Raw genomic sequence first — 23,697 nt, 5'->3', positions numbered from 1 at the left:
GAATTGCCTAGTCAATCAGATAATTTAGCAATGTCCCCTTTTCCCTTCTTTTAGCAATGTCCCCTTTCCCCTTCTTTAATTTAGCAATGTCCCCTTTTCCCTTCTTAGCAATGTCCCCTTTTCCCTTCTTTCCTTTTCCCTTCTTTAGTCAATCAGATAATTTAGCAATGTCCCCTTTTCCCTTCTTAGCAATGTCCCCTTTTCCCTTCCCCTTTTCCCTTCCCAATCAGATAATTTGGCAATGTCCCCTTTTCCCTTCCCCTTTTCCCTTCCTCAAACATGGCTCAAGAACTCAGAGACGCTATCAACGAACTGCTCTGGACCGGCTTGGACAGTGACAGTCAAATCCTGGAATGAGGTCGAGATGCCCAATCGCGTCGAAAACATGGACGTCATCAGATTGACCGCGTGCCAAATTCACGCAGCCGATTCGCCTGATTGGCTAGATGACTCCGCTGCGCCGCGAAGCGGCGACACGATTGTAGTCGCGACATGGATGTCGCCGGGAACTATTTCGCGAATCGGCCTTCCCAAAGCTGGCATCTGCGGTTTTTTAACTGAGCCTGTCAAAGATATTGATCCAGGAATATTCATCGAATATGAAGAATTCATTGAATTAATACATAATATATGCATCAATCATATTGATCCGCGTTTAATCAATTATGCAATCGAGAACTCATCGGATAGTATAGCTGTCATCGACCAGCGTTCGGTTGATGTGAACGCCGAAATACCAACGGAGGATATTATAGGTACTTATGAAATTGAACACGGATCCGTGAAGTCATTCTCGCCGAATCCGAATTTTCGTCTATTCACCTCAAATGGCTGCTTTCAGCTTAACCCGTGGCTGCGAAACCGATTGTTGTCGTTGGTGCTGCCAGCCAACCTCACAGAATAATCCTTCAATGCTATCGGTTTATAACAAATCAGGAGGAAGGAAAAGGGGTCGCTGCTAAGGAAGGAAAAGGGGAGGAAGGAAAAGAGGAAGGAAAAGGGGGTCGCTGCTAGATTTCGTGGCAGTTCGGGTAAAATAGGATGTTTCCTTCCCGTTCGCGCCTTGCCGACTCTCGGCAGGCACCCAGCGATAGAGCGTCGGGACCGAGACCCCAAGGTTCCTCGCCACGTCGCCCGGCGGCATGCCGCCAGCCAGGAGTTGGCGGGCCGATTCCGTCCCCCGACACGGCCCCTCGCCCGCGCCGCCGTGGTCGTGTCGATCCCATCGGTCAGGCTGCGGAACTGCACCCCGCTGCCGGACAACTCGCCCGCCAGGTCCACCAACCTTCACCGTCGAGGTCGAGGCCTTGATCGGGGGGCATACGTATGATGGGATGATCACGTCGTCTTGACGTGTCGAAGCGAGCCGATCGCGAACGGCTCCAATCCGCCGGCAACGGAGATGGCGTGATGACCATCCCAAACGCAGGGCTGTTCCGACGAGGCCTCCTGGCTTCCATCGCCGGCGGCCTCATGTTCTCGGGCCGCGCCACCGCCCACACGCCCGTATTCGTTCGAAAGAACGTGAAGAACTTCTCGAAGCCCGAGTGGCGTACGCTGGAACGGGGCGTCGCCGTCATGAAGAGGGGCGGTGTGGTTGACCAGGGCGGTGTGGTTGGCCAGGCACCTAGCGAGGGTGACCTGGGTGGTCTGAAGAGACCTCGTAGGGCGTTTGCGAAAAATCGATGACGCCGCTGCCTCCTAAGAGGCGACCAGTGCCGAAATCTGGGGCGTTCTTCGTCCCCGCAGAGGATGATTCGGGGCCTTGAGGTCCACACGCAAATCGTTTTAGCACAATCGGTTCAGCCGAATGGCAGGAAATTTCGGATTTTGCCTTTCCCGGATCGGGGAATGGGCGCATTGTTTGCTAAGAGGGCCTTCGGCTTGGCCGAGCCTGTTTCGCATGCAAGTCGCGTTCAAGAAAGCAAGAGAGGTCGGATCGACAGCAGCCTACCAAACCACGTCAACATTCGAGGGCATGGAACGCCCCCCGTTTCGGAGAAATCACGCATGATTTCCGAATCGCACCCCCTCCACCGCCTCTTCCGCGGGCTGACGGAATCAACCTTCATGACCGAGCTGGGGATGGGCGATCCCTCGCTGGTTGGTTACGTCTCGAATTTGCTGGCCTCGTTCACGCCGACGCAGGCCTTGGGTCGCATCCGCGACCGCCAGGGGAGGCCGCTTTTGGAGGTCGCCCGGATCCTCGCCGAAGCTGAATCCGCCGAGGACGAGGAACGTCGAGGCGAATGCCATCGCCACGTCGGCGACTTCACCCTCTTCTGGACGGGCCTCTACCCCGACGCTCTCCGGCGACTGGCCGGCGGCGACTCGGCCGACGGCCTGCTGGACTACCAGCGCCAGGGGAAGCGGTCGTACTACCTGGCCAGCACGATGAGCGCCCGCAGCGACGACCGCCCGGTCCTCCGCCGGCTCTCCGAGCACTTCGAGGTCTGCGCCTTCGGCCTGGCCCAGGTCCGCAAGGAGTTGGACAAACTGGAGGCCGACGGGGCTTCGCGGGCCGACGGTCGCGCCATCTGGGCCTGAGAGGGACGTCGCCGCCGCGGCCGGGGGTTCTCAGAACCGAAGTCGGACGTAAAATGGTGAGGCTCGCCCGCGTCCGGCGGGCGCGCCTCTCATTCAACGATCCGATTCCGAGCCCTTCCCATGGTTCTCCCCCTCGGCGATCTCCAGCCGACCCGGATCGTCCCGGTCGTGACGTACGCGCTGATCGCGCTCAACGTGGTGATGTTCTTCGTCCAGAGCCAGCGCGGCGACCAGTTCACGATGGCCCTGGCCTGCACGCCCTGGGAGATCACCCACGCGGAGGACATCGACCAGCCGATCCTCCGCCAGGGGGCTCAGGTTCGGCATGGCGGTCCGTTCGGCGATCAAGTCCAGGTTGACCCCCGCGAAGTCATCCCCCACGCCCCCAGCCCGATCCCCGTCTGGCTCACCATGTTCACGGCGATGTTCCTCCACGGCAGTCTCATGCACCTGCTGGGGAACATGCTCTACCTCTGGATCGTCGGCGACAACGTCGAGGAGGTGCTGGGGGGCGTCCGGTATTTCATCGTCTACCTGGCGTGCGGCCTGATGGGGTCGCTCGCCCAGATCGCCGCCGCGCCGAACTCGACGATCCCGACGCTGGGAGCTTCTGGCGCGATCGCCGGGATCATGGGGGCGTACGTCGTCTGGTTCCCCCACAATCACATCCGCGTTTTGGTTTTCCGGTTCATCACCGTGCTCCCGGCCGTGATCGTCATCGGCGGCTGGATCGTCCTACAGATCTGGTTGGGAGTGCAAGGATTTGGGAAGATGGGCGAGACCGGCGGAGTCGCCTATCTGGCTCACGTCGGCGGCGCGGTGACGGGAATCGTCGTCGCATTGCTGTTTTACAACCGGGCTCAACAGGTCAAGGCGATGGACGCCTATGCCCAGGGATGGCGACCCGAGCCCCCCTCCCCTTACGGCTACTCCTGACCGGCGCGGCGGACGAACTCTGAGCCGGCCCGCCTTGTCAGGGCGTGGTATAGTTCGAAGCCGGGCGCTCCGGGCAAGTCCTGACTGCGCAGCCGGCCGGCCGGGGACGACGCAACGAGCCCAGGAGATCGACCGACCATGTGCGGCATCGCGGGAGCCTTGGATTTACGGGGTCGGCGCGATTTTCCGGAGGCTCGCCTGCTGGCGATGACCGCCGCGATCGCCCACCGCGGGCCGGAAGACGAACAGTTCCACAGCGAGCCGGGCGTCGTCCTGGGGGCTCGCCGACTGGCCATCGTCGACCTCGCCGGCGGCCGGCAGCCGATCTGCAACGAAGACGGCACCATCTGGGTCGCCCAGAACGGCGAGGTGTTCGAGTACCCGGAATTCCAGCGCGAGCTTCTCGACCGGGGCCACACGCTCTCCACCCGCTGCGACACCGAGCTTTGGGTCCACTTCTACGAGGACCTGGGCCGGGCGATGTTCGAAAAGGCGCGAGGCCAGTACGCCGTCTCGCTCTGGGATCGCAAGGAGCGGACCCTCCTGCTCGGCCGCGACCGCGTCGGCATCTGCCCGCTCTACTACGCCGAGGCCGATGGCTGGCTGCTCTGGGGATCGGAGATCAAGGCGATCCTCGCCTCCGGCCTGATCGACCCCCGCGCCGATCGGCGGGGCCTGGACATCTTCTTCAACACCTTCTGCGCGGGGACCTCGCGGACCTTCTTCGAGGGGATCAAGATCCTCCCGCCGGGGCACTTCCTGTCGGTGAAGGACGGCCGGATCGAGCTGATTCGCTACTGGGACCTGGACTTCCCCGACGCCGGCGACGAGCGTCGGCTGAAGGACCCGACGCCCCTGATCGACGAGCTTGAGCACCTGATGCGCCAGGCCGTCGAGCGCCGCCTGCGTGGCGACGTGCCGGTGGTCAGCTACATCAGCGGCGGCCTCGATTCGACCGTCGTTCTCGGCCTCAGCTCACGCGAGCGCGGTTATGCGGTGCCCTCGTTCACGATCGGCCTGAACAAGGCGGGGCCGGATGAGCGCTCGCAGGCGAGGGAGTCGGCCGAGGCGCTGGGGTCGAAGCTGACGATGGTGACGATGGATCGCTCGTCGATCATCGACGCCTATCCCGAGTTGATCCGCGCCGCGGAAGGCCCGGTGATGGATTCGTCGGCGGCCTGCCTGATGCAGCTCGCCAAGGCGGTCCACGCCCAGGGTTACAAGGTGGCCCTGACGGGCGAAGGGGCCGACGAGGCGCTCGCCGGCTATCCCTGGTTCAAGAGCCAGCAGGTCCGCAACCTCATGCGGAAGACGGTCGGCAACTGGCTGCCGTCGAAGGTCCGCGACGTGATCGTGGGCTCGATGCACGGCAATCCCGCGCATCTGCCCCCGCGCTACGGGTTCCAGGGCGTCCGCACGGCCCAGCAGGACGTCTACGACCTGATGGCCCAGGCCCGGACGTTCCTCTACTCCGACTCGATGTGGGACGACATCCAGGGCTACGCCGCCTACGACGACCTGGGGATCACGAACGAGCGGTTCACGCGCTGGGCGCCTTTGAACCAGTCGCTGTACGTCGGCTACAAGGTGATGCTGGCCGGCCTCCTGCTCCACGGCAAGGGGGACCGGGTGGCGATGAACTCGTCGGTCGAGGCCCGCTACCCGCTGCTGGACGAGGACGTCGTCGCCTTCTGCTCGACGATCGCCCCCGAGTACAAGCTCAAGGGCCTCACCGACAAGTGGATCCTCCGCCAGGTGGCCGCGCGGACGCTCCCGAAGAAGATTGCCAACCGCCCCAAGACGATGTTCCGCGCCAGCCGCTCGGAGGCGTTCCTCGATTCCAGCCGGCCCGCCTGGGTCGACCAGTTGCTCAGTCCCGAGTCGCTTCGCGCGACGGGTTACTTCGACCCGGACAAGGTCGCCCGCGAGGTCGCCGCGCACGGGAAGTTCCCCCGCTTCACGCCCAAGTCCATCATCATGGACCTGAGCCTGACCTGCGTGGCGGCCACCCAGCTCTGGCACCACACGTTCCTCGGCGGCGGCCTCTGCGAACTCCCCGTCTGGTCCCCCATCCGCACCGCCGCCGCCGACCCCACCGGCGTCCTGGAAATCTCGACCTACGACGGAGCCGCCCCGTCGCGAGTCTGACCGATCCAGACCTAACCCGGAGCCCGACGACGTGGACCCAGGCATGGCCGGTGGAATCGCCGGGGGCGTCGTCGGCACGATGGGCGGCCTTGTCGGCACCTACTTCGGCATCAAGAACACGACCAGGCCCCGAGAGCGAAGGCTTGCCGTCCGACTGGCTGTCGCCCTCTGGGCCTGTCTCGCTCTCGCTTGCGGTTGGGGCCTTCTGGGGCCGCGTCCCTGGAACCAGTTGGGACATCTGGGAACCTTGCCGGTGCTGTTCATCCTCCCCATGAATCGGGCGTTGGAGCGGGCACGGGTTGCCGATTCGGCGGAGAATGCTATCGACTCGAACTCGAGTGACTCGCCCCATTCCTTCTAGGCGACCGTACATATGGCGTCGCCACAGGACGCAATCGCAGATTGCCGCAGGGCCCGTGAGGTCGCGGGGGCGCGTTGGCCGATGCCGCTCGTCTCTTTCCTCGACGACCCGCCGAGCGACCGCCGGGTCTTCGAGTGGCTCTGCTCGTGCGTCGGCGAACTCCTCTGCCAACTCGGCAAGGCGACGCCCGAAGTCGAGGCGGCCATTTCTTTGGCGCGCCATCAAGCCGTCGAAGTGGTCGACCGCGACGAGCTAGAGCGCCTGGCCTGGCACTTCTGGTCGCGCCGCTCGGCGGAGAACACGGAGTTCACAGCCGTCGCCCAACTCCTCTTCGCGATCTCGCGGGCCGATCGTTCACGGCCCGCCTTATTTGCTTCAGCTTGCTCCACGCCCATTTGCCTACTCGAGAGTTTGGAGGACTACCCAAGCCAGGTGTTCGATCGAGTGATGTCGCATTTCGAGACCTACGTCAGTCTCGAAGGGTGAGGGGCGTTCAGTTCTTAACCCTCATGCGGGAATGGATTTGAGGCATGGTGGGTGGTGTCCGCCTTGCCACACCGTGATTAAGGATCTCGAAGGCCAGACCATCGAGGTCGTTGCCTAACTGGAGACCTCTTAATGGACGACTGCCTCAGCGAAGCCGAGTGGAAATACCTGTCCCAGCACCTGCAGCCGCTCGCGCTCGATCGGTTCTGCCGGCGGGTGCTGGCCGAGGTCGCGCAAGTCGCGACCGATGACGCGAAGGGCAGCCATGAGCGGTATCGGGCGGTGTTCCAGTTGATCGAGGAACGGGACCGCGAACTAGCGGCGGCCTTCGACGGGCTGCGGAGATCCACTGCGTTCTGGCAATTGATCCGGATGCGGTCCCTCGGGCTGATCACCGATGAGGAACTCGCCGGGTTCAGCCCCGAAACGCAGGATGCGATCAGGGCGTTGATGACGTCGAGGAATCGCTAACAAATTACCGTCCGACGGCGATCGCCCGCTCATCCGGCCGCTTCGCGGCCACCTTACCCCGTGAGAGGGGAAGGCCGTTATGCGCTGACGTCGCTCAGACTGACCTTGTCCGGCGGATATTGGCGGCGAGGCCGCAGAGGGCCAGGCACCAGGACGCGCCGTAGATGGCGTAGGCGTAGGGGTCGAACTTCGCCATGAGGAGGCCGGTGGCCCACATCTGGACGGCGGGGATGAAGAACAAGGGGGAGAAGAGCCAGGCGAGCGACGCGAACAGGAAGGTGCTCAGCGTCCCCCAGACGGGCTTGAACCAGGGGTGCTCGATCCCCACCAGGTTGTTCAGCGAGACCACGTTGAACGACAGAATCAGGAACGTCGTCCAGAGCTTCGCCACCAGGTTGATCGACGCGCAACGACGGATCCAGTGCCGGCCGGCGAGCTTTCGCATCACCACGAAGACGGCCACCAGCTCGATGAACCAGATCCCCAGGTAACGCAGGTCGCGGCGGGAGACCGGCTCGGCCAGCCACTGGCAGACCAGGAACGCCGCCAGATGGGTCAGGCCGACGCCCACCAACGCCCGAGGCCAGCGCGGGTCGTCCAGCTCTCGGCTCATGTCGTCGCGCAGGGCGGTCCGCCAGCGGTTGAGGCCGAAGACCACGTCGGCCGTCGGCTCCCAGGCCGACTCAGCCTCGATCAAGCCCTTCACCCCTTGCGAAACCCGAGGATTCGACGTCCGTCCAGGAGCCACCGCCATCGTCCCTGTCCCCCTGGCCTCATTCTTCCGCGGCCGCATTGCCGCCTTCTCATAATTCTGTCCTCAACTCTACCCTATCGAATGGTAAAATGAGTCGAGTGCGGTGAATAAATCGACTTTGGTTGAGCGGGCGGGACGTGATCGATCACCCGAGGCCCTGAGGCGATCGTCGACCCATGCCAGATGCGACATTGACCGAAAAGCAGGTCGAGGCGGACTGGACCTGGGACGAGACCCATCGGGCGCTCGTCCCCCTGCTCCGGGCCGACGACCGGACGAACATCGGCTACCTGCTGGGCGAGTACGTCGGGCTGATCTCGACGTTGGCGGGTTGCACGTGGGCCTATCGGGCGTGGGCGTCGGGGGGGCTCTCGACGTGGGCGTTCGGCGGGCTGGCGGTCCTGGGGGTCTTCGTCGTATCCGTGTTTCAGCACCGGCTTTCCGGGCTGGGTCATGAGGGATCCCACTACGCCCTCTTCCGCAACCGGCTGGCGAACGAGCTGGCGTCGGACCTGCTCTGCATGTTTCCGCTGATGGCGATGACCCAGCGGTTCCGGGTGACACACCTGGGGCATCACCAGTTCCTCAACGACCCCGAGCGCGACCCGGACGTCGCCCGGCTCCACTTCGACGGCGATCGGTATCCCTTCCCGATGCCGCAGGGGCGGTTCTGGTATCGCTACGTGGTCCTCTCGGCCTGGCTGCCGGCCCTCTGGCGATACCTCTACGGCCAGGCGAAGAACGCCAACGCGACGATGGGCCTGCGCGAGCCCCGCGCACCGTATCGGTTCCGGGTCGGGCGGTGCCTGCGCGGGTCGTACTGGCTGCCGATGCTGACCTTCGTCCACCTATCAGGCTCGTGGCCGATCTTCTTCCTGTTCTGGGTGACGCCGCTGCTGACGCTCTACCCGTTCCTGATGCAGCTTCGCGAGATCGCCCACCACAGCAATGCGCCCGAGACCGGGGAGTTCTCGCACTCGCGGAACTTCCACTGCCACCCGCTGGTCAACTTCTGCATCTTCCCCTACGGCCAGGACTGGCACCTGACGCACCACGTCTTCGGCCTGATGCCCCATTACAACCTGGCCGAGGCCGACCGCATCCTGCGGAACTACCGGCCTTACCGCGAGCAGGCCGTCTCGTGCCACGGCTACTTCTTCCGGCGCTGGGGCAAGCCCGGCCCGACGATCCTGGACGTGCTTTCCGAACGTCCCAAAGCCGAACCCCCGGCGACCGTCGCCTGAGCGCCGGGCCGGGGGCTGGTCGAGGATGACCTCTCTGAGTCTGGCTCAGGGCGCGGAGCTCGCGCCGACGGGAACGGCGGCCGCGGCGGGCTTCGTCTCCTTCTTCTTGACCTTGGCGTCCAGGCCGGGTTCGAAGAAGGTCGTGGTCAGGTGGTAGGGGAGCCCGCCGTGGTCATACTCCAGGTCGGCGAAGATGGCGCGGCCGCCGGATTCGGGAGCGCTGACCACGGCCGAGACGATCGGCGCGGGTTCGAGCGGCGTGCTGACCCACTTGGATTCGCGGAAGTCCCGGCTGGCGGAGTCGGCCGTCCAGAGCCGGGCTGACTTCGGGGCGGGGTCGGCGTTGATCTTGAGCGTGTACTGGGCCTTGCCGGCCGGCTCCATCTTCCAGTCGAGCTTCGGCATCGGCTTGCCGGCGACGCTCGAACGGAAGAAGGCGGCCAGGCCGTTGATGACCCACGAGCGGTCGCCGTTGAGGCCGTGGCCCGCGTTGGGGAGTTCCAGCAGGTACTTCTCGCCGGGGAGGCCGTCCCAGTAGAAGTCCAGGGCGTTGAGCGTCCAGTAACGGTCGTTGGCACCGTTGAGGAGGAACTTGGGCTTGTCGGCGAGGCGGTCGCGGTAGGTGTAGGGGTCGACCATCCGCCAGAGCTTCGTCCCCTCGCCGGTCTTCATGTCCTCCATCAGACCGCGACGGACGTAATCCTGGATCTGCTCGCTGTAGTCTCCCCAAACGTCGAGCTGATTCGGCCCCTGAGCGCCGAGGTTGAGCATCACGATGACCATCGGCGCCAGAGCGACGACGCGGTCGTCCACGGCCGAGGTCAGCCAGGTCGTCCAACCTCGCTTGGAAGCCCCGGTCACGACGAACCGCTTGACGTCGACCTGACGGTCCTGCTTGGCCCAGGCCTGGACGGCGTCCATCGCCTTGACGGCGCTCTTCGTCATGGGGAAGAGGAGCGGCCATTCCTCGTCCTTCGTCTTCAGGTAATGGACGAAGGTCTCGGCGATCAGGTCGTCTTCCTTCTTGCCCCCCATCAGCGGCTGGTTGGGGACCTGGCTCAGCAGCGCGACGCGGGCGCCGCAGAGCTTGGAGAGCGTGAGCGTCAGCAGCTCCATATCAGGCCCCGGCTTGTTGCCGGTGCTGCCGCCGTTGATGAACAGGAGGGCGGCGTCCTCGAAGGTGGGCTTGCCCGCCTCGTAGATCCGCAGGCTGTGAACCCACGGGGCCCCCTGCCAGACCTGCGAGGTGAGCTGGAGGGCCGTGATCTTCCCGGCCGGAGTTTCCTGCACATCGACCTGCTTCCAGGCGAAGGCGGGATCAGGCTTCTTGACGTATTCGTCGAGGTCCGCGCGGCAGGGAGCCGTCGCGAACGTCAGGGCCGCCGCGACTGCGCAGAGCGTCGCGACGAGGGAACCAGGATGAAGAGAAGACCGCACGGATGGCGCTCCTGGGAGGAGAAGGGACGTGCACCCCGCGACGCCGCGCCCGGCCGTGACCCAGAGCCGAGTCCGCCCCCCGGAACATCCCGAGAGGGTCGCGGAGCGGAAATCGTAGCACGACCCTCGGAACGCGGGCAATCGGTCGAGTCAAAAGCCCGACAAGAGCGAAATCCGCTAGATCTCCCAGAGCGCGCAAACGCAGGCGGGACGCGTCGTCGAAACGACCCGCCCCGCCTGGGAATGCGGCTTGAATCAGCTGACGATGCCGATCGGCACGCCGTCGGGCGGATTCTCAAAGTCGAAGGACGCCGCCGACCCGGTCACAACCGTGGTGGCCTGGCCCGCGTTCGTGGTGACCGTCTTGATGAGTTCAAGCCGGTTCGAGGGCTGGTTCGGCAGGTTCAGCAGATTGTTGGGGTCGACGACGACGCCGATGTAGTAGGTGCTCGGGCTCGTCGGCAGGGTCATCGTCAGCCCGGAGAGGGTCACGACGTTCGACTGCGGCGTGATGACGTTGTTGGCCTGGAGCCAGCGGGCGCCTCGGCCGTGACGGGCGGCGTTGGGGAGCGGCGTGGAGTTCACCCCGTTGACGCCGCCGCTGATCGTGTAGGCCCCGACGATCGTACTGCCCAGGTTGAAGTCGGGCGAGGTCGAGGCGACCACGGCGACCTGAACGTCCGACGTCACCGCCGTCGCTCCCAGGTTGGTGATCTGGATCGTCGGCTGGATCGTGGACCCAGGGACGAGCGTGTCTGGAACGTCAAACGCCGTCGCCCGGAGGGCCGAAGCGGTCACCGCCTGGATTCTCACGTTCAGCGGGGCGCTGACGTTGTTCCGGTAGTTGGATTCCAGGAATGCGCGGTCCGGGTTGGCGATCAGCCGGATGGAATAGCCGCCCGAGGCGGGGAAGCCGGCGGGCTGGGCGGGCAGCGTCAGCGTCGCGCTCAACTGCTGAAGGCTGTTCTGGGCGATCGCCGGGGCGTCGATCGTGCCGAGCGAGATGCCGGAGGCCAGGCCCTTCCCTCTGGGGACGAGGAAGACGGCGATCGACGACGCCGGAGCATCGGCCTGGCTCGACGTGTAATACGACGGGACCACAGCGCCGTCGGGGCCGATCTGGACCTCCGACGCGGGAACCAGCGACGTCGGCTCGGTGATCGTGCTGGCGCCGAGGTTCTGGAGCGTGACGTTCACCGTCAGCGTTCCTCCCCACGCGGCCGTCGGGGCCGACTCGCCCGAGACCGCCAGGTCGGGCAGCGAGAAGCCCAGCGAGGTATACGCCATCAACTGCCGGTCTTCCAGACGCTCCGGCGCGGTCGCCCCGGCCCGTCGCCGCGTCCCTCGGGCCCGACGCGCGCGATCTGAATCCCTTGAGAACACCGAACACCTCCCTGCGGCCCGGAGCGGGGCCCTCGATAACCGGGGCCACCGCCGCGCATCGGCCTTTGATTCTCGGTTGAACCGTCGCGGGGCACGGAAAAGACGGATACGGACGGAACGGGTCGTCGGCCCCCTCACCCAGCCGACAGGCGCGGGTTGATGGGGCGCGAACCACCGCGATGGTGAAGTCATCGTCCCGTCGACCGCCCCGAGTCGCCGCGATTTCGAGGTTCCGAGACCGCCGAGTTCACGTCGCGCCCGTCGCGCCGTGCGCCCCGGAAGGCCGAGTCGCGCCGCCTGCGCCTGTTCGTCCGCCGACTCCGTGCGCGACGGCTCAGCCGAGCCCCTCGGCCGGGTGGACCCACGGAGCCCGGTACGGCCCGCGCAATAGGCGGGTCGCCTCGTCGTCGCCGACGACCAGCCGCTTCGACGGGTCGTAGACGACCGGCCGGCCAAGCTTCATGGCGATGTTGGCCAGCAGGCAGGAGGCCGTGGAGATGTGCCCTTCCTCGATATCCGCCACCGGCTTTCCCCGGCTGACGACGTTGTCCAGGAAGTTCCGCATGTGCAGCCGGGTCGCGGGGGCGGCGTTGAGTTCGATCTCGGGCTCGGTGACGTCCTCGGGGTACTTCTCACGCTCGAAGACGCAGTCGCCGTGGATCTTCTCCCCCTTCCCCTGGGGGATGAAGTCGTACCGCATGGTGCTGGCCTTCAGCGTCCCCTTCTCTCCATAGATGAAGAGGGCCCACGGATAATCCGGGTCGGGGGGCGTCCCCCAGGTGCGATGGCTCCAGATCACGTCGAACTCGGGGTACTCGAAGACGGCCTCCTGGGTGTCGGTGATGTTCGACTTGCCCGTCTTCTGCACGAGGATCCCGCCCGTCGAGCTGATCTTCTTGGGCCAGCCCAGGCCGAGCATCCAGCGGACGGTGTCGAGCATATGCACGCACATGTCGCCGGTGATGCCCGAGCCGTACTCCATGAACGTCCGCCACCAGCGGACGTGCGGCATGCCGTCGAACGGACGCAGCGGCGCAGGGCCCGACCAGAGGTTGTAGTCGAAATAATCGGGAGGGGTCGTGACCTCCGGGTCGCCGTTCGCCCGCATATGATAGTAGCAGCAAAGCTCGACCCGGCCGACCTTGCCGAGCAAGCCGGCCTCGACGATCCGCTTCTTGGCCTCGATCAGGTGCGGCGTGCTCTTGCGCTGGGTGCCGACCTGCACGACCTTGCCGTGCTTGCGGGCGGCGGCGACCATCGCCTCCCCTTCCAGGACGTCGTGGCTGATCGGCTTCTGGACGTAGACGTCCGCACCCGACTCCACGGCGGCGATCATCGGCAGGGCGTGCCAGTGGTCGGGCGTGCCGACGAGCACGATGTCGAGGTCCTTCTCCTTCAGCATGTCGCGGTAGTCGCGATACGTCCGGGGCGTCTTGCCGGACTTCTGCCGCGAGGCCGTCATCTCGGCCGCGTGGGCGAGCTGCTTCGCGTCCGGGTCGCAGAGCGAGACGACTTCCACGGGAGCGACCTGGATCAGCCGGAAGAGGTCCGACTTGCCGTACCAGCCGCAGCCGATCAGGCCGACCCGATACGTCTTCTCATCGGCCGCCCCGCGCGTGTAGCCGCCGAGCATCGAAGTCGCCAGCCCCGCCGCGCCGACCTTCAGCGCCTCGCGTCGATTCGTCATCGCCCGTTCTCCCTGAAACCCCGGCCGCCGCGACCCTTCGCACGGCCGGCGTCCCCGAGGATCGCACACGTCCGAGGCTCGTTCAACCCGCCCGCCCCGCCGCCGCGCTGATGCGGCTGGCGATTCGCTCCGCCGCCTGCTCACCTGCGCGAACGCACATCGGCACGCCCACCCCGGCCAGCCAGTTGCCGGCCAGTTCCAGTCCGTCGATCCCCTCAATCCGCCGCTCGATCTCCGCGACGCGCTCCAGGTGCCCCACCTCGTACTGGGGCATCGCCGACTTCCACCGCGAGACGTTCCCCAACTCCGGCTCGCCGCGAATCCCCAGCAGCGAGGCCAGCTCGGCCGAGGCGATCCGCACGAGTTCCACATCTGGGGCGTCGACCAGGTCGGAGCGTTTCGCTCCCCCCATGAAGACGCGAATCAGCACCGAACCCTCGGGCGCTCGCCCCGCGAATTTCACGCTCGAGAAGCTCCCCGACAGGATCGCCCGGTTCTCCACGAAAGGCACGACGAACCCGAAACCGTCCAGCGGATGCGCGATCTGCTCTCGCCTGTATCCCAGCGAAACAATCGCGCTCGAAGTCGAGACGATCCCGTCCAGCATTGCGGCGACGTCGGCATCCACGTCCCGCAGCAAGCCGCCCGCCGCTCTCGGGGGCGTCGCCAGCAGAACCGCTCGCGCCCGAACACCGTCGTTCGGATCATCCCGGCCTTCCCCCCTCGCGGGGGAAGGTGGCCCGAAGGGCCGGATGAGGGGGGGAGGTCCAGAAGCTTGCGGATCCGAAGCGTATTCCGCGATCCGCCGCTGGTCGTCCCCCTCATCTGACCGCTGCGCGGTCTGTCTTCCCCCGCGAGGGGGGAAGACGTCTGATGTCCGCATCCGCAGCCGCCAACCGTTCCCTTCTCTCTCCATCCGCTCGACCTTCGCTCCGGTCCGGACCGCGCCTTCCGGGAGGCTCGCGACCAGGGCGGCGACCAGCTCGGACATCCCCCCTTCGAGCCCGACGAACAGCCCGTATCGCGCACCCGAGCCGCCGGCCTTCGGCCCCTCCTTCTTACCGGCGGCGCTCATAGCCTTGATGAGGCTGCCGTGGTTCTGCTCCATCTCCAGGAAGCGGGGCATGGTCGCCTTCACGCTCAGCCGTTCCGGGTCGCCCGTGTACATGCCGCCGACGAGCGGCTGGATGAGCCTGTCATAAGCCTCGCGGCCGAACCGACGCCTCGCGAAGGAGGCCAGCGACTCGTCGGCGCCGTCGCCTTTCGGCAGGACTCGCTCCATCGCCAGCCGGAGCTTGCCGGGAATGCTCAGGATGCGAGTCCTCGCCATCGGCCCGATCTTGGACGGGGCCATGATGATGAGGCCGTCCGGGATCGGCTCCAGCTTCCCTTTGCGGACGACGAACGACCGTCGATGCCGTTCGTCGGTCTGGATCAGGCGGTCTTCCAGGCCGAGCCGGCGGCAGAGGTCGATCGCCCAGGGGACGTTGGTGATGAAGCTGTCCGCGCTCTGCTCGATCAGGTAGCCGTCGCGTCGGATCGTCCCGAGGACCCCGCCGGGGCGATCGCCGGCCTCAAGCACGGCGACGGTCAAGTCGGGGGCGATTTCGCGGAGCCGGTGCGCGGCCGCCAGACCGGTGATTCCGCCGCCGATGATCGCCACGTCCACGCCCGGATCCGCCGCCTCGTCCCGCATCGTCGCCTCGTCGTCTCGCCGATCGAGACGAGCCGCTCCTTGAGGGCCCGATCGCGATCGGCTAGGATCGAATCAGAGACATCTAGTCTATCGAGGTCCGCCGCCGGCCGCACGCCGCGGTCGCGGCTCATCCTGCCATGAGCCATCCCCACGCCCTCCCGCACGCCGATCGTGCGACGGGCGGATCGCCCCCTGACTGGGTCCGCCGCCGCAACTTCGACAAGAGCCCGATGATCGTCTTTTACGAGGTCACCCGGGCCTGCGATCTCGTCTGCCTCCATTGCCGGGCCTGCGCCCAGGCTCGACCCGACCCCGCCGAACTGTCGACGGCCGAGTCCCTGAGGCTCATCGATCAGATCGCCAGCTTCCCCGAGCCCCCTCTGCTCGTCTTCACCGGCGGCGACCCCCTCAAGCGGCCCGATCTCTTCGACCTGATCCGACACGCCGCCGGAGTCGGGCTGCAAACGGCGATCACCCCGTCGCCGACCCCCCTGGTGACGGCCGACGCGATCCGTCGCCTCAAGGAAGCCGGCATCGGTCGGATGGCCGTCTCGCTCGACGGCGTCGACGCCGAGACCCACGATCGCGTTCGGGGGGTGGCGGGATCCTTCGACATGACGCAACGGATCATGGACGACGCCCGCGAGGCTGGCATTCCCGTTCAGGTTAATACAACCCTGACGCCCGGCACGTTCCCCCAACTGGAGGCCATCGCCGACCTTCTGGAGCTGCGCGGGATCGCCCTGTGGTCGCTCTTCCTGATCATTCCGGTCGGCCGGGCCACCGCCGACCTTCGCCTCGACGCCGAGCGTTACGAGCAGGCGTTCGAGCGGCTCTGGAAGCTTTCCCGCGAGCACTCGTTCATGATCAAGACGACGGAGGGGATGCACTACCGTCGTTACGTCCTGCAAAGGCGAAAGGAGTCGGGCGGGGCCGAACCGTTGCGGATGTCGGCGCGGGGCTGGAACGGTGGGCTCCCCGGCGTGAACGATGGCCGGGGGATCATGTTCGTCGGCTGCTGCGGGTTGATTCACCCCAGCGGGTTCCTGCCGATGACCTGCGGCCTCTTCCCGCACAGCAACGTGGTCGACGTCTACCAGAACTCGCCCGTCTTCCGTCGCCTGCGCGATGCGGATTCGTTCGGCGGCAAGTGCGGCGTCTGCGAGTACCGCCACATCTGCGGCGGCAGCCGCGCGCGGGCTTTCGCCGTCACAGGCGACCCCTACGCCGCTGAGCCCGACTGCCTGCACATCCCCCGAGCCTGGGACCAGGCTCACGCGACGACCTCCTGAAACGGCTTCGTTCGCGGCGAGGACAAACAGAGCCGATTCGGCGCAACTCATGTGAAGCCAAGCACGAAGGCCATCATCTCCCCTCGCCGGGATTGGCTCCGTTCGGTCGCTTTTCGGACAGTGCGCGCTCAAGTCCGCCAGCACCCGCCGAAAGCCATTCCTGGATCGAGAGTTGAAACCGGGTGCCTCGAAGTGGGGAGCCAAGCCCACGATCGTCGTGCGTTCGCGATCGCCGACGTCCACGCAGCCGTCCGACTCGCGCGGCTCCGAAATGGGTTCGTTCGCCGCACTTCGAGAGGCCTTTGATCGTTGGTAAAGCGAAGGGATCATGGTGATTACGTCCGCTCCAGCGCTGGCTTCGATCGGCGAGAAACCATCAAGGCCCGCGGTCGTCCTACCGTTCGGGGCGGGACGCGCGGCTCGAAGGTTCGCCGATCATCCCCTCGTATAGGAGTATGAGCACGATCGCCGAAATCTGACGGCCCCGATCGATCCGCGTCTTTCCTGTAAGGTCCAGTTGTGACGGACGACCAATCCTTCCGAGGAGGACGAACGCGTTGGCGATCGACGACCCGGAAGCCGTTTTCAAGGCCTGGCTCACGGAACACGCCGGGGCCGTGCTGAAAGTCGCCCGCGCCTATACGCCGACGGCCGAGGAACGCCAGGACCTGGTTCAGGAGATCCTGCTTCAGGTCTGGCGGTCGCTCCCGAGATTCGAGGGCCGGGCCGTTGCGTCCACCTGGGCTTACCGCGTGGCGCTGAACACCGCCATCGCCTGGCGACGGCGGGAACACCGGCGCCGCTCTCATGGGCGTTCGCTCATCGAGGTCGAGGAACTGCCGTCCTCGGGGCCGGACGCGGCACGGCAGGCCCAGGATCGCGAAATCGTCGAACGCCTCTACGCCGCCGTCCGCCGACTGTCCGAAACCGACGCCGCCCTGGTCCTCCTCTATCTCGACGACCTGAGCTATCGCCAGATCGCCGAGGTGCTGGGGATCTCCGAGGGGAACGTCAGCGTGCGATTGACCCGCGCGAGGAAGGCTCTGAGCGAACTACTCAATGGGGAACCCCATGAACCCTGACGATCTGAAACAGGTGTGGCGGGATCAGTCGTCGCAGACCCGCCTGACGGTCGATCCCGCCGTGCTCGTCGATGAGGTTCGGCGCTACGGGCGGTCCTTCGACGCCATGATCTTCTGGCGTGACGCCCGCGAGGTCGGCGTCGCCCTCATCATGATCCCCCTTTGGGCCTATCTGGGATTCCAGGCGGCCCTCCCCTGGAGTTGGTATCTGATGATCCCCGCCTTCGCCTGGGTCGCCGGTTACATGCTGATCGACCGGGTGCGTCAGAACCGTCGCCGTTCCTCTCCCGACGAGCCGCTTCGCCCGTTCGTGGCCGATCTGCTGACGCGTGTCGACCATCAAATCCAACTGCTCCGCAGCGTCCACCTGTGGTATCTGCTCCCCCTCGCCCTGGCCGGGATGGCCTTCATGGTCCAGTCCACCTGGCGGGAACGAACGGGCGGCCTCTTCATGGTCCTCGCCGCCTTCCTGGCTGCCGTTATCTTCGCGGCCGTCTTCGGGTTCGTTTACTGGCTGAACCTGTACGCGATACGAGCCGAGTTGGAACCGCGGCGGCGGGAGTTGGAAGTCCTGCTCAAGAGCCTGGATGCCGAACCACCTCCCGAAGCTTGATCTCCACGTCGCTCCCCGGAGGTACGATGTGAGACATGAGGAGGTTGAGAACGGATATCAAGGTCTGGCAATTGATGACCGTCGTGGCGGTCCTCGCCTCGATGCTTGCGGCGGCCCGTGCGGCGGGACCGCAAGGCTTTGGCGTCGTCATCGTCCTCATCTGCATCGGCGGGCTGACGTGTGTTCGATATTCCCGCGCCGTCGCGCGGAGGACGTCGGACGGACTTGCGACGGGCGTGTTTCAGAGGTATCGAATTCTGTCGCTCTCGGCGCTGGCGGCAACGGCGATCATTGGCGCTTCGGATCTGGCGTTCATCGCCGCGGTCAAGGGTTTCTTGAAGGTCGCCAGCGCGATCTACAACGAGAGCCACGCACGACTCGACGGCGACCCCATCATCCTGGCCATGGGAACAACCGTGGGGCTCTATCTGGCCCTATCCGTGGCCCGGCGCCTGGCAAATCCCTTGGGCCGGGATGGGAGGTCGTCCGGCCGTCGACGCCTTGCCTGGTGGCCCGTCGTGGTGTCGTTGCTGATCGGCCTGCCGTTGTTCGCGGCTCACGCCAGAGAGCACTACCGGTCCTGCCGAATGGAATCGGCCTATCATGGTCTGGAGGAGTTGAAGGCGAGCGATCGTAAGCAGGCCGCGCGGCACGCATGGCTCAGGCGGTGGTACGAAAGTGCGGCGTTCCAGCCGTGGCGGCCCATGCGGCCCGATCGTCTCCCGCCGGAGTTGCGATGAGACCGAATCACATGGGTCGTGACTCGAACGACGAGGAGGTCCAGCCCCGGCGGATCCATCGGGCGAGGAGTTCAGGGCGGCTGCGGACGCCGAAGTGTCGGTAGATCGCCTTGGTGTATTCGTTGACGGTGTGGACGCTCAGCCCCAGGCGAGCCGCGATCTGCTTGTCGCCGTCTCCTTCGAGGAGGCAGGCGAGCACCGGCCGGGCCCTCTGCGGGAGGTGCATCGGCGAGGGGTCGGCGAAGCGGGCGAGCGGGCCGCCGATCATCGGGGCGATCGCGGCGTGCGCCTCGCGCACGAGGAACAAGAGCCGGGACTCGAACGGCCGGCCCCCCTTCGCACGGACGAGGACGATGCCGGTGTTCTGGTCGTGACCCGCGCCGAGGATCGGGCGGAAACACCAGAGAGTCTGATCAAACCCGCACGGCTCGAAAACGACCCGGTAATCGTCGGAGGCGTACCAGGACCGATCATCGAAGACCTCGGGGCATCCCAGGCAGGTTCCTTCGGGAATCGGGTCGCGCCGAAAGTAATCGAGCATGGCCGGGACGTGGGTCGAATCGCCGCGAAAGTCCTCGACCGCCGCCCCGATTCGTTCCGGCCCGACGGTCCCGCTTCGCATCCAGGGGACCATGCCTAGATCCTTGTGCTGCAGGGTACGGCATCCCTCCATTTCACCCGCGAAGCCGAGGTGCGCATCGGTCAGACCGCAAAGCGCCTCAATCAGATGCCGCCGCCAGCCGATCGGGTCGTCGCCGAGTTCCCGGCATTCGCCCGCAAGGCGGAGGAGGTCTCGCCAATCCTCCGCTCGCAAGTTCCTGGATTTCATCCGCTCAAGGCCCCTCCAAACCTGGGCGTCTCGCGATTCCAGGCGTAGAGGAATCCTGATCGCGCATCCCCTGATTCTAGGGGATGAAGCTTTATTCAGCCAGCGAATAGATTAAGAACCGCAAAGATTGAGCGAAGCTGTGCACGGCTTCGCACGCAATTGCGGGAGTCTGTTCGCCCAAGTTCTTCGGAAATCACGGGAGCCGTCACGATGCGATATTGTGGTCTTTTCGGATCGGCGTTTCTGGCCTTGGCCCTCGGCCTCAATCTTGGCGGGGACGTCCGCGCGAGCTTCATTGTCAACATGACGCAGGTGGGCAACGACGTGGTCGCCACCGGGAGCGGGAGCATCAACTACACCGGGCTGAGCCTCACGTTCACAGGGCAGACCGTGGCGGAAATCATCCCTCAGAGCTCCTTCGTGCTGATCGGGGGCGTCGGAGGCGGTTCTTTCACTCCCATGAACATCTATTCTGGTGTGAGCGCCAGCCCGGCGAGCTTCGGCAGCGGTGGGATGGCCTTGGCGTCGAACAGCTCCGGCGACCTGGCCGGAATCTACGCCCCGCTGAGGGAACTCTTCCTACCCGTCGGCTACACTTCTGGCGCCTCGCTGACCTCCAGCGCTGTTTGGACCGGCCAAACGCTGGCAAGCCTGGGGCTGACGACTGGAACATACACCTGGACTTGGGGAAGTGGGGCCAACGCGGATTCGTACACCCTGATCGTCGGCGGAACCGCCGCCGTCCCTGAGCCCGCCAGTCTGGCAATGCTCGGACTGGGCGGCCTCACCGTCCTGGGACGTGTAAGGCGTTTTCGAGCCAAGGATGCTATGAACAGGCCGTGACCAACCGAGTTTGAACGTCTCAACCAATCGCGAGGGGCCGCCTGCTCTGGGCGGCCCCTCGAGCGAACCTTCTGGCAAACGTCGGAGCATCCGGTTACCCTCCTCCCAGGGCGCGGTCGACGTCGCACGGGCCGCCGATTCATCCGGCAGGACCGCCGGCGCCCTGGTCGATGGGAGGAGAAGGGATGATGTCCACGAAGCTTCGGATCTCCATTCTGGCGGCGGCCCTCATGCTGACGGTGCGAGGGGCCGCTGGGGATGGCCCCAAGGAAGACGGCGCGCCCGCCGTGAAGCTCGAACAGGTCGGCCCCCAGGTCACGGGGGCCGTCGATCGCATGGCCGAGCGTCTCAAACAGGGGCCCGTCGAACAGACGCCGGTGGCCGATCGATCCGCCCTGTTCCTCCTCGACGTCGACAAGGGAGAGGTGACGCTGATCGCCGACGAGCCCGACCCGGGCCGCAAGTATTGCGGTTCGCCCCGCTGGTCGAGCGACGGCCGCCGGATTCTCTTCGACTCCTCGCCCGGCATGGTGTGGTCGAAGACCCGGCTGAAATCGATCGATCTGACCGACGATCGCCTGAAGGTCGCCGATCTCGGCCTCGGCAATTGCCCGTCGTTCTCGCCGGACGGCAAGCGTATCGCGTACCTCGTCAACCATGGCGCGGCGCCCGATCTAAAATACGGCGTTTGGACCATGCAGAGCGACGGTTCCGACCGAAGGCGCCACGAGGTGTTCGGCATCCCCAAGTGGTCGCCCGACGGCAAGCAGCTTCTGATCGTGCGTTTCGGCAGCCCCGTCGAGATGAGCCTCATGGACGTTGAGTCCGACCAAGTCCAGCCGATCCGGCTCCCTGGCTACAAGATTCACTCGTCCCCAAGCTGGGCCGGCCCCGGGACGCTCGTCGCGGTCGCAAGCTCCGACGAGGGCGCCGCCGTGGTCTTCCTCGACGTGACCAACCCGAGTGAGGCGAAGATCAAGGAGATCCTCTGGAAGAAGGGGGACCGGCTGGACGGCAATCCGTCGTACCCGATCTACTCGCCCGTCACCGGACGTTGCGTCTTCGTCTCCCGGGAGCCGCAGGGGATGGCGCTCTACTCGATCCAGCGGGGGACCTTCGGCCCGCCGAAACGATTGGAGGCGCAGGGCTTCGACAACAAAATCGCCAGCCTCGAATTCTCGCCCGACGGCCGATACGTCCTCTTCTGCAGCGACCGTCTCGATCGCCGGGCCCACGCCGCCGTTGGGTCGACCCTCGCCCCGATCCGGCCGACGATCAGGACGCCCTCGACGTCCGGTCGCGCCGTCGAAGGCCTCGTCGAGCTGATCCGTTGAGGGGAGTGCAAGCTGTTGCATTCGATCGTCTGGGCCCTCGACCGATGAGGGTCTGACCGGCCGCGGCAATTCAGACCCTTGCATGGACCGCCGATTTTCAAGACTCGCAGGGATAAACGCGTGAAGGCGAAGGGCCTCGCGGCTGCAACGACGCGATGAACAATCAGTTGCAAAATTGTTCGTTCCGAGTGGATTCTTGTCGCGATTCCTGGTCGAGCACGGCATATTGCTTGCTGTCGCCCTGGACCGGATCACTGAGAGATTTCATGAGGTGCGTCATGCGATTCGTCCCCGCCCTGCTTCTCATGCTTGTCCTTGCCCTCGCCTGGACGCCGTCTCCTGCCCGTGCGCCAGAGGTCGAGAAGCAGACTGCTTCCGAAACGGTGGCATCGTGGTCGGGTTACTGGACCTGGGACGCGAGAACGAGAACGTGGTTCTGGACCTGGGTTTGGACCTGGCCCGATGGCTCCTGGACCGTTGTTTCCTGAGTTGAGCCCCGCGACTCTGGACGGAAATGGGCTCGGTTGTCTGGCCGCTCAAGCGACTAGGTCCTATCGAACCGTCCCCGACGCGGGCGGAACGCCGACGAAGAAATTGGAGCCGGCCGGCGAGCGGTCGATCAGTCGGTAGGGCGACTGGAAGAGGACGACGTTGCCCACGGCCTTCTCGCCGAGCGTGAGGTCGGCTCCGCGTGGGAACGGGCGGGTGCTCATGGTCAGCAGGTTCCGCGACCCGAAGACCGAGGCGCCCGTCGCGGATTCGATCCCCTGGCAGTCGAGGAACGCCGAGATCCGGTTGTCGGCCGGGGTTGCATCGTCGGCGGAGCCGACCTGGATGTGATCCTGGCAGAGGTGGATGTTCACCTCCTCGATGGTGTTCCTCGTGACCGCCCCGCTGAGCCTCAGGCCTGAGCCGCAGCCGACGGTCTCGATCACGGTGATCTTGTTGGCGTCGATCGACCCCTGGGAGCCATCGAGCCAGAGCCCGGCGCCGATCCAGCGTCGGGAGCGGTCGAGCTGGGAGTTGTGCGGCTCCCCTCCGGGCCAGGCGCCTCCCCCGCCGACCAGCGCGTTGAAGACGAACTCGCAGGCTGTGACGACGCGGAAGCCGTCCGGCCCCGCCGTCTTCGGGGCGATCCGGACGACCGCGCCGTCGGACTGGGAGACGATGAGACCGAACCGATAACACCCGCTCATCTGGCTGTCGAAGACGACGGCGTCTCCCGTCTTCGGTGTGTAGTTGATGACCGCGTGGCCGCCGTCGACGCGAGCGTTCTGCATCCAGGGGATGCGGAGCGTCTCGTGCAGGTTGTAAACGACGGCCGGGGTCTTCCCTTCGGTCCAGTTGCCGCCGGCGATCTCCAGGTCCATCCCGCGTTCCTTGGCCGCGTCGAACGCCTCCTGGAGCCCCGACGTCTTCGTCCCGGGCGTGTGCGGGCCGAAATCGCCCCCGTCGCGCGGGCCATTGGGCGACACGATGAGCTTGTTGGACGGCCGCGGCTTCACCGCGCCCTCCTCAGCCGCCGCGCTCGCCGCGAACCACGTCAGACCGGCCAGAACCGCCGTCGTTCCGATGCCGAATTCCTTCATCACGTTGGGGATTCCTGAGGTTAATGGGGAGACCGAATCAGCAGGGGACGGGACCCGAAATCGGAGTCCTCACGTCGATGGTGATTTCCGGGACGCCCAGCATCAGGGGATGCGAGGCGAGGACCTCGACGGTTGGAAGCCGGGACGGCCGACGGAGTCGAGCGTCCGTATGAAGGAGTGAGGAGACTCGCGATCAACGATCCTCGTGGAGAAGGTTTTCTTGTG

22 protein-coding genes and 1 pseudogene are annotated in these 23,697 nt (G+C 65.5%); 15 read left to right on the top strand and 8 right to left on the bottom strand.

Features of this window, described 5'->3' with window-relative positions:
- Positions 1-364: 364 nt before the first annotated feature.
- A complete protein-coding gene (locus tag G5C50_RS07580) occupies positions 365-904 on the top strand; it encodes a hypothetical protein (RefSeq protein ID WP_165067231.1) in 540 nt (179 codons plus the stop codon).
- Between the two features lie 165 nt (positions 905-1,069).
- Here G5C50_RS07580 and G5C50_RS33170 read toward each other — a convergent pair.
- Positions 1,070-1,287: pseudogene (locus G5C50_RS33170) on the bottom strand (helix-turn-helix domain-containing protein); the annotation flags it as partial.
- 123 nt (positions 1,288-1,410) lie between these two features.
- On the opposite strand from G5C50_RS33170, the gene G5C50_RS07575 reads away from it, so the two are divergent.
- The 7 genes from G5C50_RS07575 to G5C50_RS07545 all read left to right on the top strand — a co-directional run bounded on the left by G5C50_RS07575 (position 1,411) and on the right by G5C50_RS07545 (position 6,949).
- Positions 1,411-1,689, top strand: coding sequence for a hypothetical protein (locus tag G5C50_RS07575; protein ID WP_165067229.1), 279 nt, complete (start codon positions 1,411-1,413; stop codon positions 1,687-1,689).
- Between the two features lie 321 nt (positions 1,690-2,010).
- Positions 2,011-2,547 carry a hypothetical protein gene (locus G5C50_RS07570; protein WP_165067227.1) on the top strand — a complete coding sequence of 179 codons (537 nt, stop codon included), beginning with the start codon at positions 2,011-2,013 and terminating at the stop codon, positions 2,545-2,547.
- Between the two features lie 120 nt (positions 2,548-2,667).
- A complete protein-coding gene (locus G5C50_RS07565; protein WP_165067225.1) occupies positions 2,668-3,483 on the top strand; it encodes a rhomboid family intramembrane serine protease in 816 nt (271 codons plus the stop codon).
- A 138-nt stretch (positions 3,484-3,621) separates the two neighbouring features.
- Complete coding sequence (gene asnB, locus G5C50_RS07560) at positions 3,622-5,631, top strand: asparagine synthase (glutamine-hydrolyzing) (protein WP_165067223.1); 2,010 nt, start codon at positions 3,622-3,624, stop codon at positions 5,629-5,631.
- A gap of 31 nt (positions 5,632-5,662) precedes the next feature.
- Positions 5,663-5,992, top strand: coding sequence for a hypothetical protein (locus tag G5C50_RS07555; RefSeq protein WP_165067222.1), 330 nt, complete (start codon positions 5,663-5,665; stop codon positions 5,990-5,992).
- Positions 5,993-6,073: 81 nt separating this feature from the next.
- Positions 6,074-6,478, top strand: a complete 405-nt coding sequence (locus G5C50_RS07550) for a hypothetical protein (protein WP_165067221.1) — start codon at positions 6,074-6,076, stop codon at positions 6,476-6,478.
- Between the two features lie 132 nt (positions 6,479-6,610).
- The gene (locus tag G5C50_RS07545) at positions 6,611-6,949 is read left to right on the top strand and encodes a peptide ABC transporter substrate-binding protein (protein ID WP_165067220.1); all 339 of its coding nucleotides are present in this window, start codon (positions 6,611-6,613) and stop codon (positions 6,947-6,949) included.
- 94 nt (positions 6,950-7,043) lie between these two features.
- On the opposite strand, the gene G5C50_RS07540 is transcribed toward G5C50_RS07545, so the two are convergent.
- A complete protein-coding gene (locus tag G5C50_RS07540; RefSeq protein WP_165067219.1) occupies positions 7,044-7,703 on the bottom strand; it encodes a hypothetical protein in 660 nt (219 codons plus the stop codon).
- Between the two features lie 176 nt (positions 7,704-7,879).
- On the opposite strand from G5C50_RS07540, the gene G5C50_RS07535 reads away from it, so the two are divergent.
- On the top strand, positions 7,880-8,947 hold the full coding sequence (locus G5C50_RS07535) for a fatty acid desaturase family protein (protein WP_165067218.1): 1,068 nt from the start codon (positions 7,880-7,882) through the stop codon (positions 8,945-8,947).
- A gap of 45 nt (positions 8,948-8,992) precedes the next feature.
- Here the strand turns inward: G5C50_RS07535 and G5C50_RS07530 are convergent, their stop codons facing one another.
- The 4 genes from G5C50_RS07530 to hemG all read right to left on the bottom strand — a co-directional run bounded on the left by G5C50_RS07530 (position 8,993) and on the right by hemG (position 15,150).
- A complete protein-coding gene (locus G5C50_RS07530; RefSeq protein WP_165067217.1) occupies positions 8,993-10,384 on the bottom strand; it encodes a PhoPQ-activated pathogenicity-related family protein in 1,392 nt (463 codons plus the stop codon).
- 255 nt (positions 10,385-10,639) lie between these two features.
- The gene (locus G5C50_RS07525; protein ID WP_165067216.1) at positions 10,640-11,671 is read right to left on the bottom strand and encodes a hypothetical protein; all 1,032 of its coding nucleotides are present in this window, start codon (positions 11,669-11,671) and stop codon (positions 10,640-10,642) included.
- Positions 11,672-12,101: 430 nt separating this feature from the next.
- Complete coding sequence (locus tag G5C50_RS07520) at positions 12,102-13,454, bottom strand: Gfo/Idh/MocA family protein (RefSeq protein ID WP_165067215.1); 1,353 nt, start codon at positions 13,452-13,454, stop codon at positions 12,102-12,104.
- 82 nt (positions 13,455-13,536) lie between these two features.
- The gene (gene hemG / locus G5C50_RS07515) at positions 13,537-15,150 is read right to left on the bottom strand and encodes a protoporphyrinogen oxidase (protein WP_165067212.1); all 1,614 of its coding nucleotides are present in this window, start codon (positions 15,148-15,150) and stop codon (positions 13,537-13,539) included.
- A 137-nt stretch (positions 15,151-15,287) separates the two neighbouring features.
- Here hemG and G5C50_RS07510 point away from each other — a divergent pair, with 137 nt between their 5' ends.
- The 4 genes from G5C50_RS07510 to G5C50_RS07495 all read left to right on the top strand — a co-directional run bounded on the left by G5C50_RS07510 (position 15,288) and on the right by G5C50_RS07495 (position 18,877).
- Positions 15,288-16,442, top strand: a complete 1,155-nt coding sequence (locus G5C50_RS07510; protein WP_165067209.1) for a TIGR04053 family radical SAM/SPASM domain-containing protein — start codon at positions 15,288-15,290, stop codon at positions 16,440-16,442.
- Between the two features lie 557 nt (positions 16,443-16,999).
- Positions 17,000-17,524 (top strand): RNA polymerase sigma factor, encoded by a 525-nt coding sequence (locus G5C50_RS07505; protein WP_165067206.1) that lies wholly within the window; start codon positions 17,000-17,002, stop codon positions 17,522-17,524.
- Positions 17,514-18,137, top strand: a complete 624-nt coding sequence (locus G5C50_RS07500; protein WP_165067203.1) for a hypothetical protein — start codon at positions 17,514-17,516, stop codon at positions 18,135-18,137. The genes G5C50_RS07505 and G5C50_RS07500 overlap by 11 nt, the downstream gene beginning before the upstream one ends.
- A gap of 35 nt (positions 18,138-18,172) precedes the next feature.
- The gene (locus tag G5C50_RS07495) at positions 18,173-18,877 is read left to right on the top strand and encodes a hypothetical protein (protein ID WP_165067201.1); all 705 of its coding nucleotides are present in this window, start codon (positions 18,173-18,175) and stop codon (positions 18,875-18,877) included.
- Between the two features lie 7 nt (positions 18,878-18,884).
- On the opposite strand, the gene G5C50_RS07490 is transcribed toward G5C50_RS07495, so the two are convergent.
- Positions 18,885-19,706, bottom strand: coding sequence for a response regulator transcription factor (locus tag G5C50_RS07490; protein WP_165067198.1), 822 nt, complete (start codon positions 19,704-19,706; stop codon positions 18,885-18,887).
- Positions 19,707-19,916: 210 nt separating this feature from the next.
- On the opposite strand from G5C50_RS07490, the gene G5C50_RS07485 reads away from it, so the two are divergent.
- Together G5C50_RS07485 and G5C50_RS07480 are read left to right on the top strand one after the other, a co-directional pair.
- Positions 19,917-20,549, top strand: coding sequence for a PEP-CTERM sorting domain-containing protein (locus G5C50_RS07485; RefSeq protein WP_165067196.1), 633 nt, complete (start codon positions 19,917-19,919; stop codon positions 20,547-20,549).
- Positions 20,550-20,737: 188 nt separating this feature from the next.
- Positions 20,738-21,883, top strand: a complete 1,146-nt coding sequence (locus tag G5C50_RS07480; RefSeq protein ID WP_165067193.1) for a TolB family protein — start codon at positions 20,738-20,740, stop codon at positions 21,881-21,883.
- 551 nt (positions 21,884-22,434) lie between these two features.
- Here the strand turns inward: G5C50_RS07480 and G5C50_RS07475 are convergent.
- On the bottom strand, positions 22,435-23,475 hold the full coding sequence (locus G5C50_RS07475) for a hypothetical protein (protein ID WP_165067190.1): 1,041 nt from the start codon (positions 23,473-23,475) through the stop codon (positions 22,435-22,437).
- Positions 23,476-23,697: the final 222 nt, after the last annotated feature.

This window comes from Paludisphaera rhizosphaerae, from assembly GCF_011065895.1.
Classification (GTDB): domain Bacteria; phylum Planctomycetota; class Planctomycetia; order Isosphaerales; family Isosphaeraceae; genus Paludisphaera; species Paludisphaera rhizosphaerae.
This window is presented reverse-complemented; position numbering and strand designations above follow the sequence as displayed.

Bases quoted from the DNA above. Each gene is read 5' to 3' on its own strand.
- G5C50_RS07580 (WP_165067231.1), top strand. From the start codon at position 365: ATGCCCAATCGCGTCGAAAACATGGACGTCATCAGATTGACCGCGTGC.
- G5C50_RS07525 (WP_165067216.1), bottom strand. From the start codon at position 11,671: ATGGCGTATACCTCGCTGGGCTTCTCGCTGCCCGACCTGGCGGTCTCG.
- G5C50_RS07575 (WP_165067229.1), top strand. From the start codon at position 1,411: ATGACCATCCCAAACGCAGGGCTGTTCCGACGAGGCCTCCTGGCTTCC.
- G5C50_RS07500 (WP_165067203.1), top strand. From the start codon at position 17,514: ATGAACCCTGACGATCTGAAACAGGTGTGGCGGGATCAGTCGTCGCAG.
- G5C50_RS07550 (WP_165067221.1), top strand. From the start codon at position 6,074: ATGCCGCTCGTCTCTTTCCTCGACGACCCGCCGAGCGACCGCCGGGTC.
- G5C50_RS07565 (WP_165067225.1), top strand. From the start codon at position 2,668: ATGGTTCTCCCCCTCGGCGATCTCCAGCCGACCCGGATCGTCCCGGTC.
- G5C50_RS07535 (WP_165067218.1), top strand. From the start codon at position 7,880: ATGCCAGATGCGACATTGACCGAAAAGCAGGTCGAGGCGGACTGGACC.
- G5C50_RS07485 (WP_165067196.1), top strand. From the start codon at position 19,917: ATGCGATATTGTGGTCTTTTCGGATCGGCGTTTCTGGCCTTGGCCCTC.
- G5C50_RS07520 (WP_165067215.1), bottom strand. From the start codon at position 13,454: ATGACGAATCGACGCGAGGCGCTGAAGGTCGGCGCGGCGGGGCTGGCG.
- hemG (WP_165067212.1), bottom strand. From the start codon at position 15,150: ATGCGGGACGAGGCGGCGGATCCGGGCGTGGACGTGGCGATCATCGGC.
- G5C50_RS07545 (WP_165067220.1), top strand. From the start codon at position 6,611: ATGGACGACTGCCTCAGCGAAGCCGAGTGGAAATACCTGTCCCAGCAC.
- G5C50_RS07495 (WP_165067201.1), top strand. From the start codon at position 18,173: ATGAGGAGGTTGAGAACGGATATCAAGGTCTGGCAATTGATGACCGTC.
- G5C50_RS07490 (WP_165067198.1), bottom strand. From the start codon at position 19,706: ATGAAATCCAGGAACTTGCGAGCGGAGGATTGGCGAGACCTCCTCCGC.
- asnB (WP_165067223.1), top strand. From the start codon at position 3,622: ATGTGCGGCATCGCGGGAGCCTTGGATTTACGGGGTCGGCGCGATTTT.
- G5C50_RS07540 (WP_165067219.1), bottom strand. From the start codon at position 7,703: ATGGCGGTGGCTCCTGGACGGACGTCGAATCCTCGGGTTTCGCAAGGG.
- G5C50_RS07480 (WP_165067193.1), top strand. From the start codon at position 20,738: ATGTCCACGAAGCTTCGGATCTCCATTCTGGCGGCGGCCCTCATGCTG.
- G5C50_RS07510 (WP_165067209.1), top strand. From the start codon at position 15,288: ATGAGCCATCCCCACGCCCTCCCGCACGCCGATCGTGCGACGGGCGGA.
- G5C50_RS07570 (WP_165067227.1), top strand. From the start codon at position 2,011: ATGATTTCCGAATCGCACCCCCTCCACCGCCTCTTCCGCGGGCTGACG.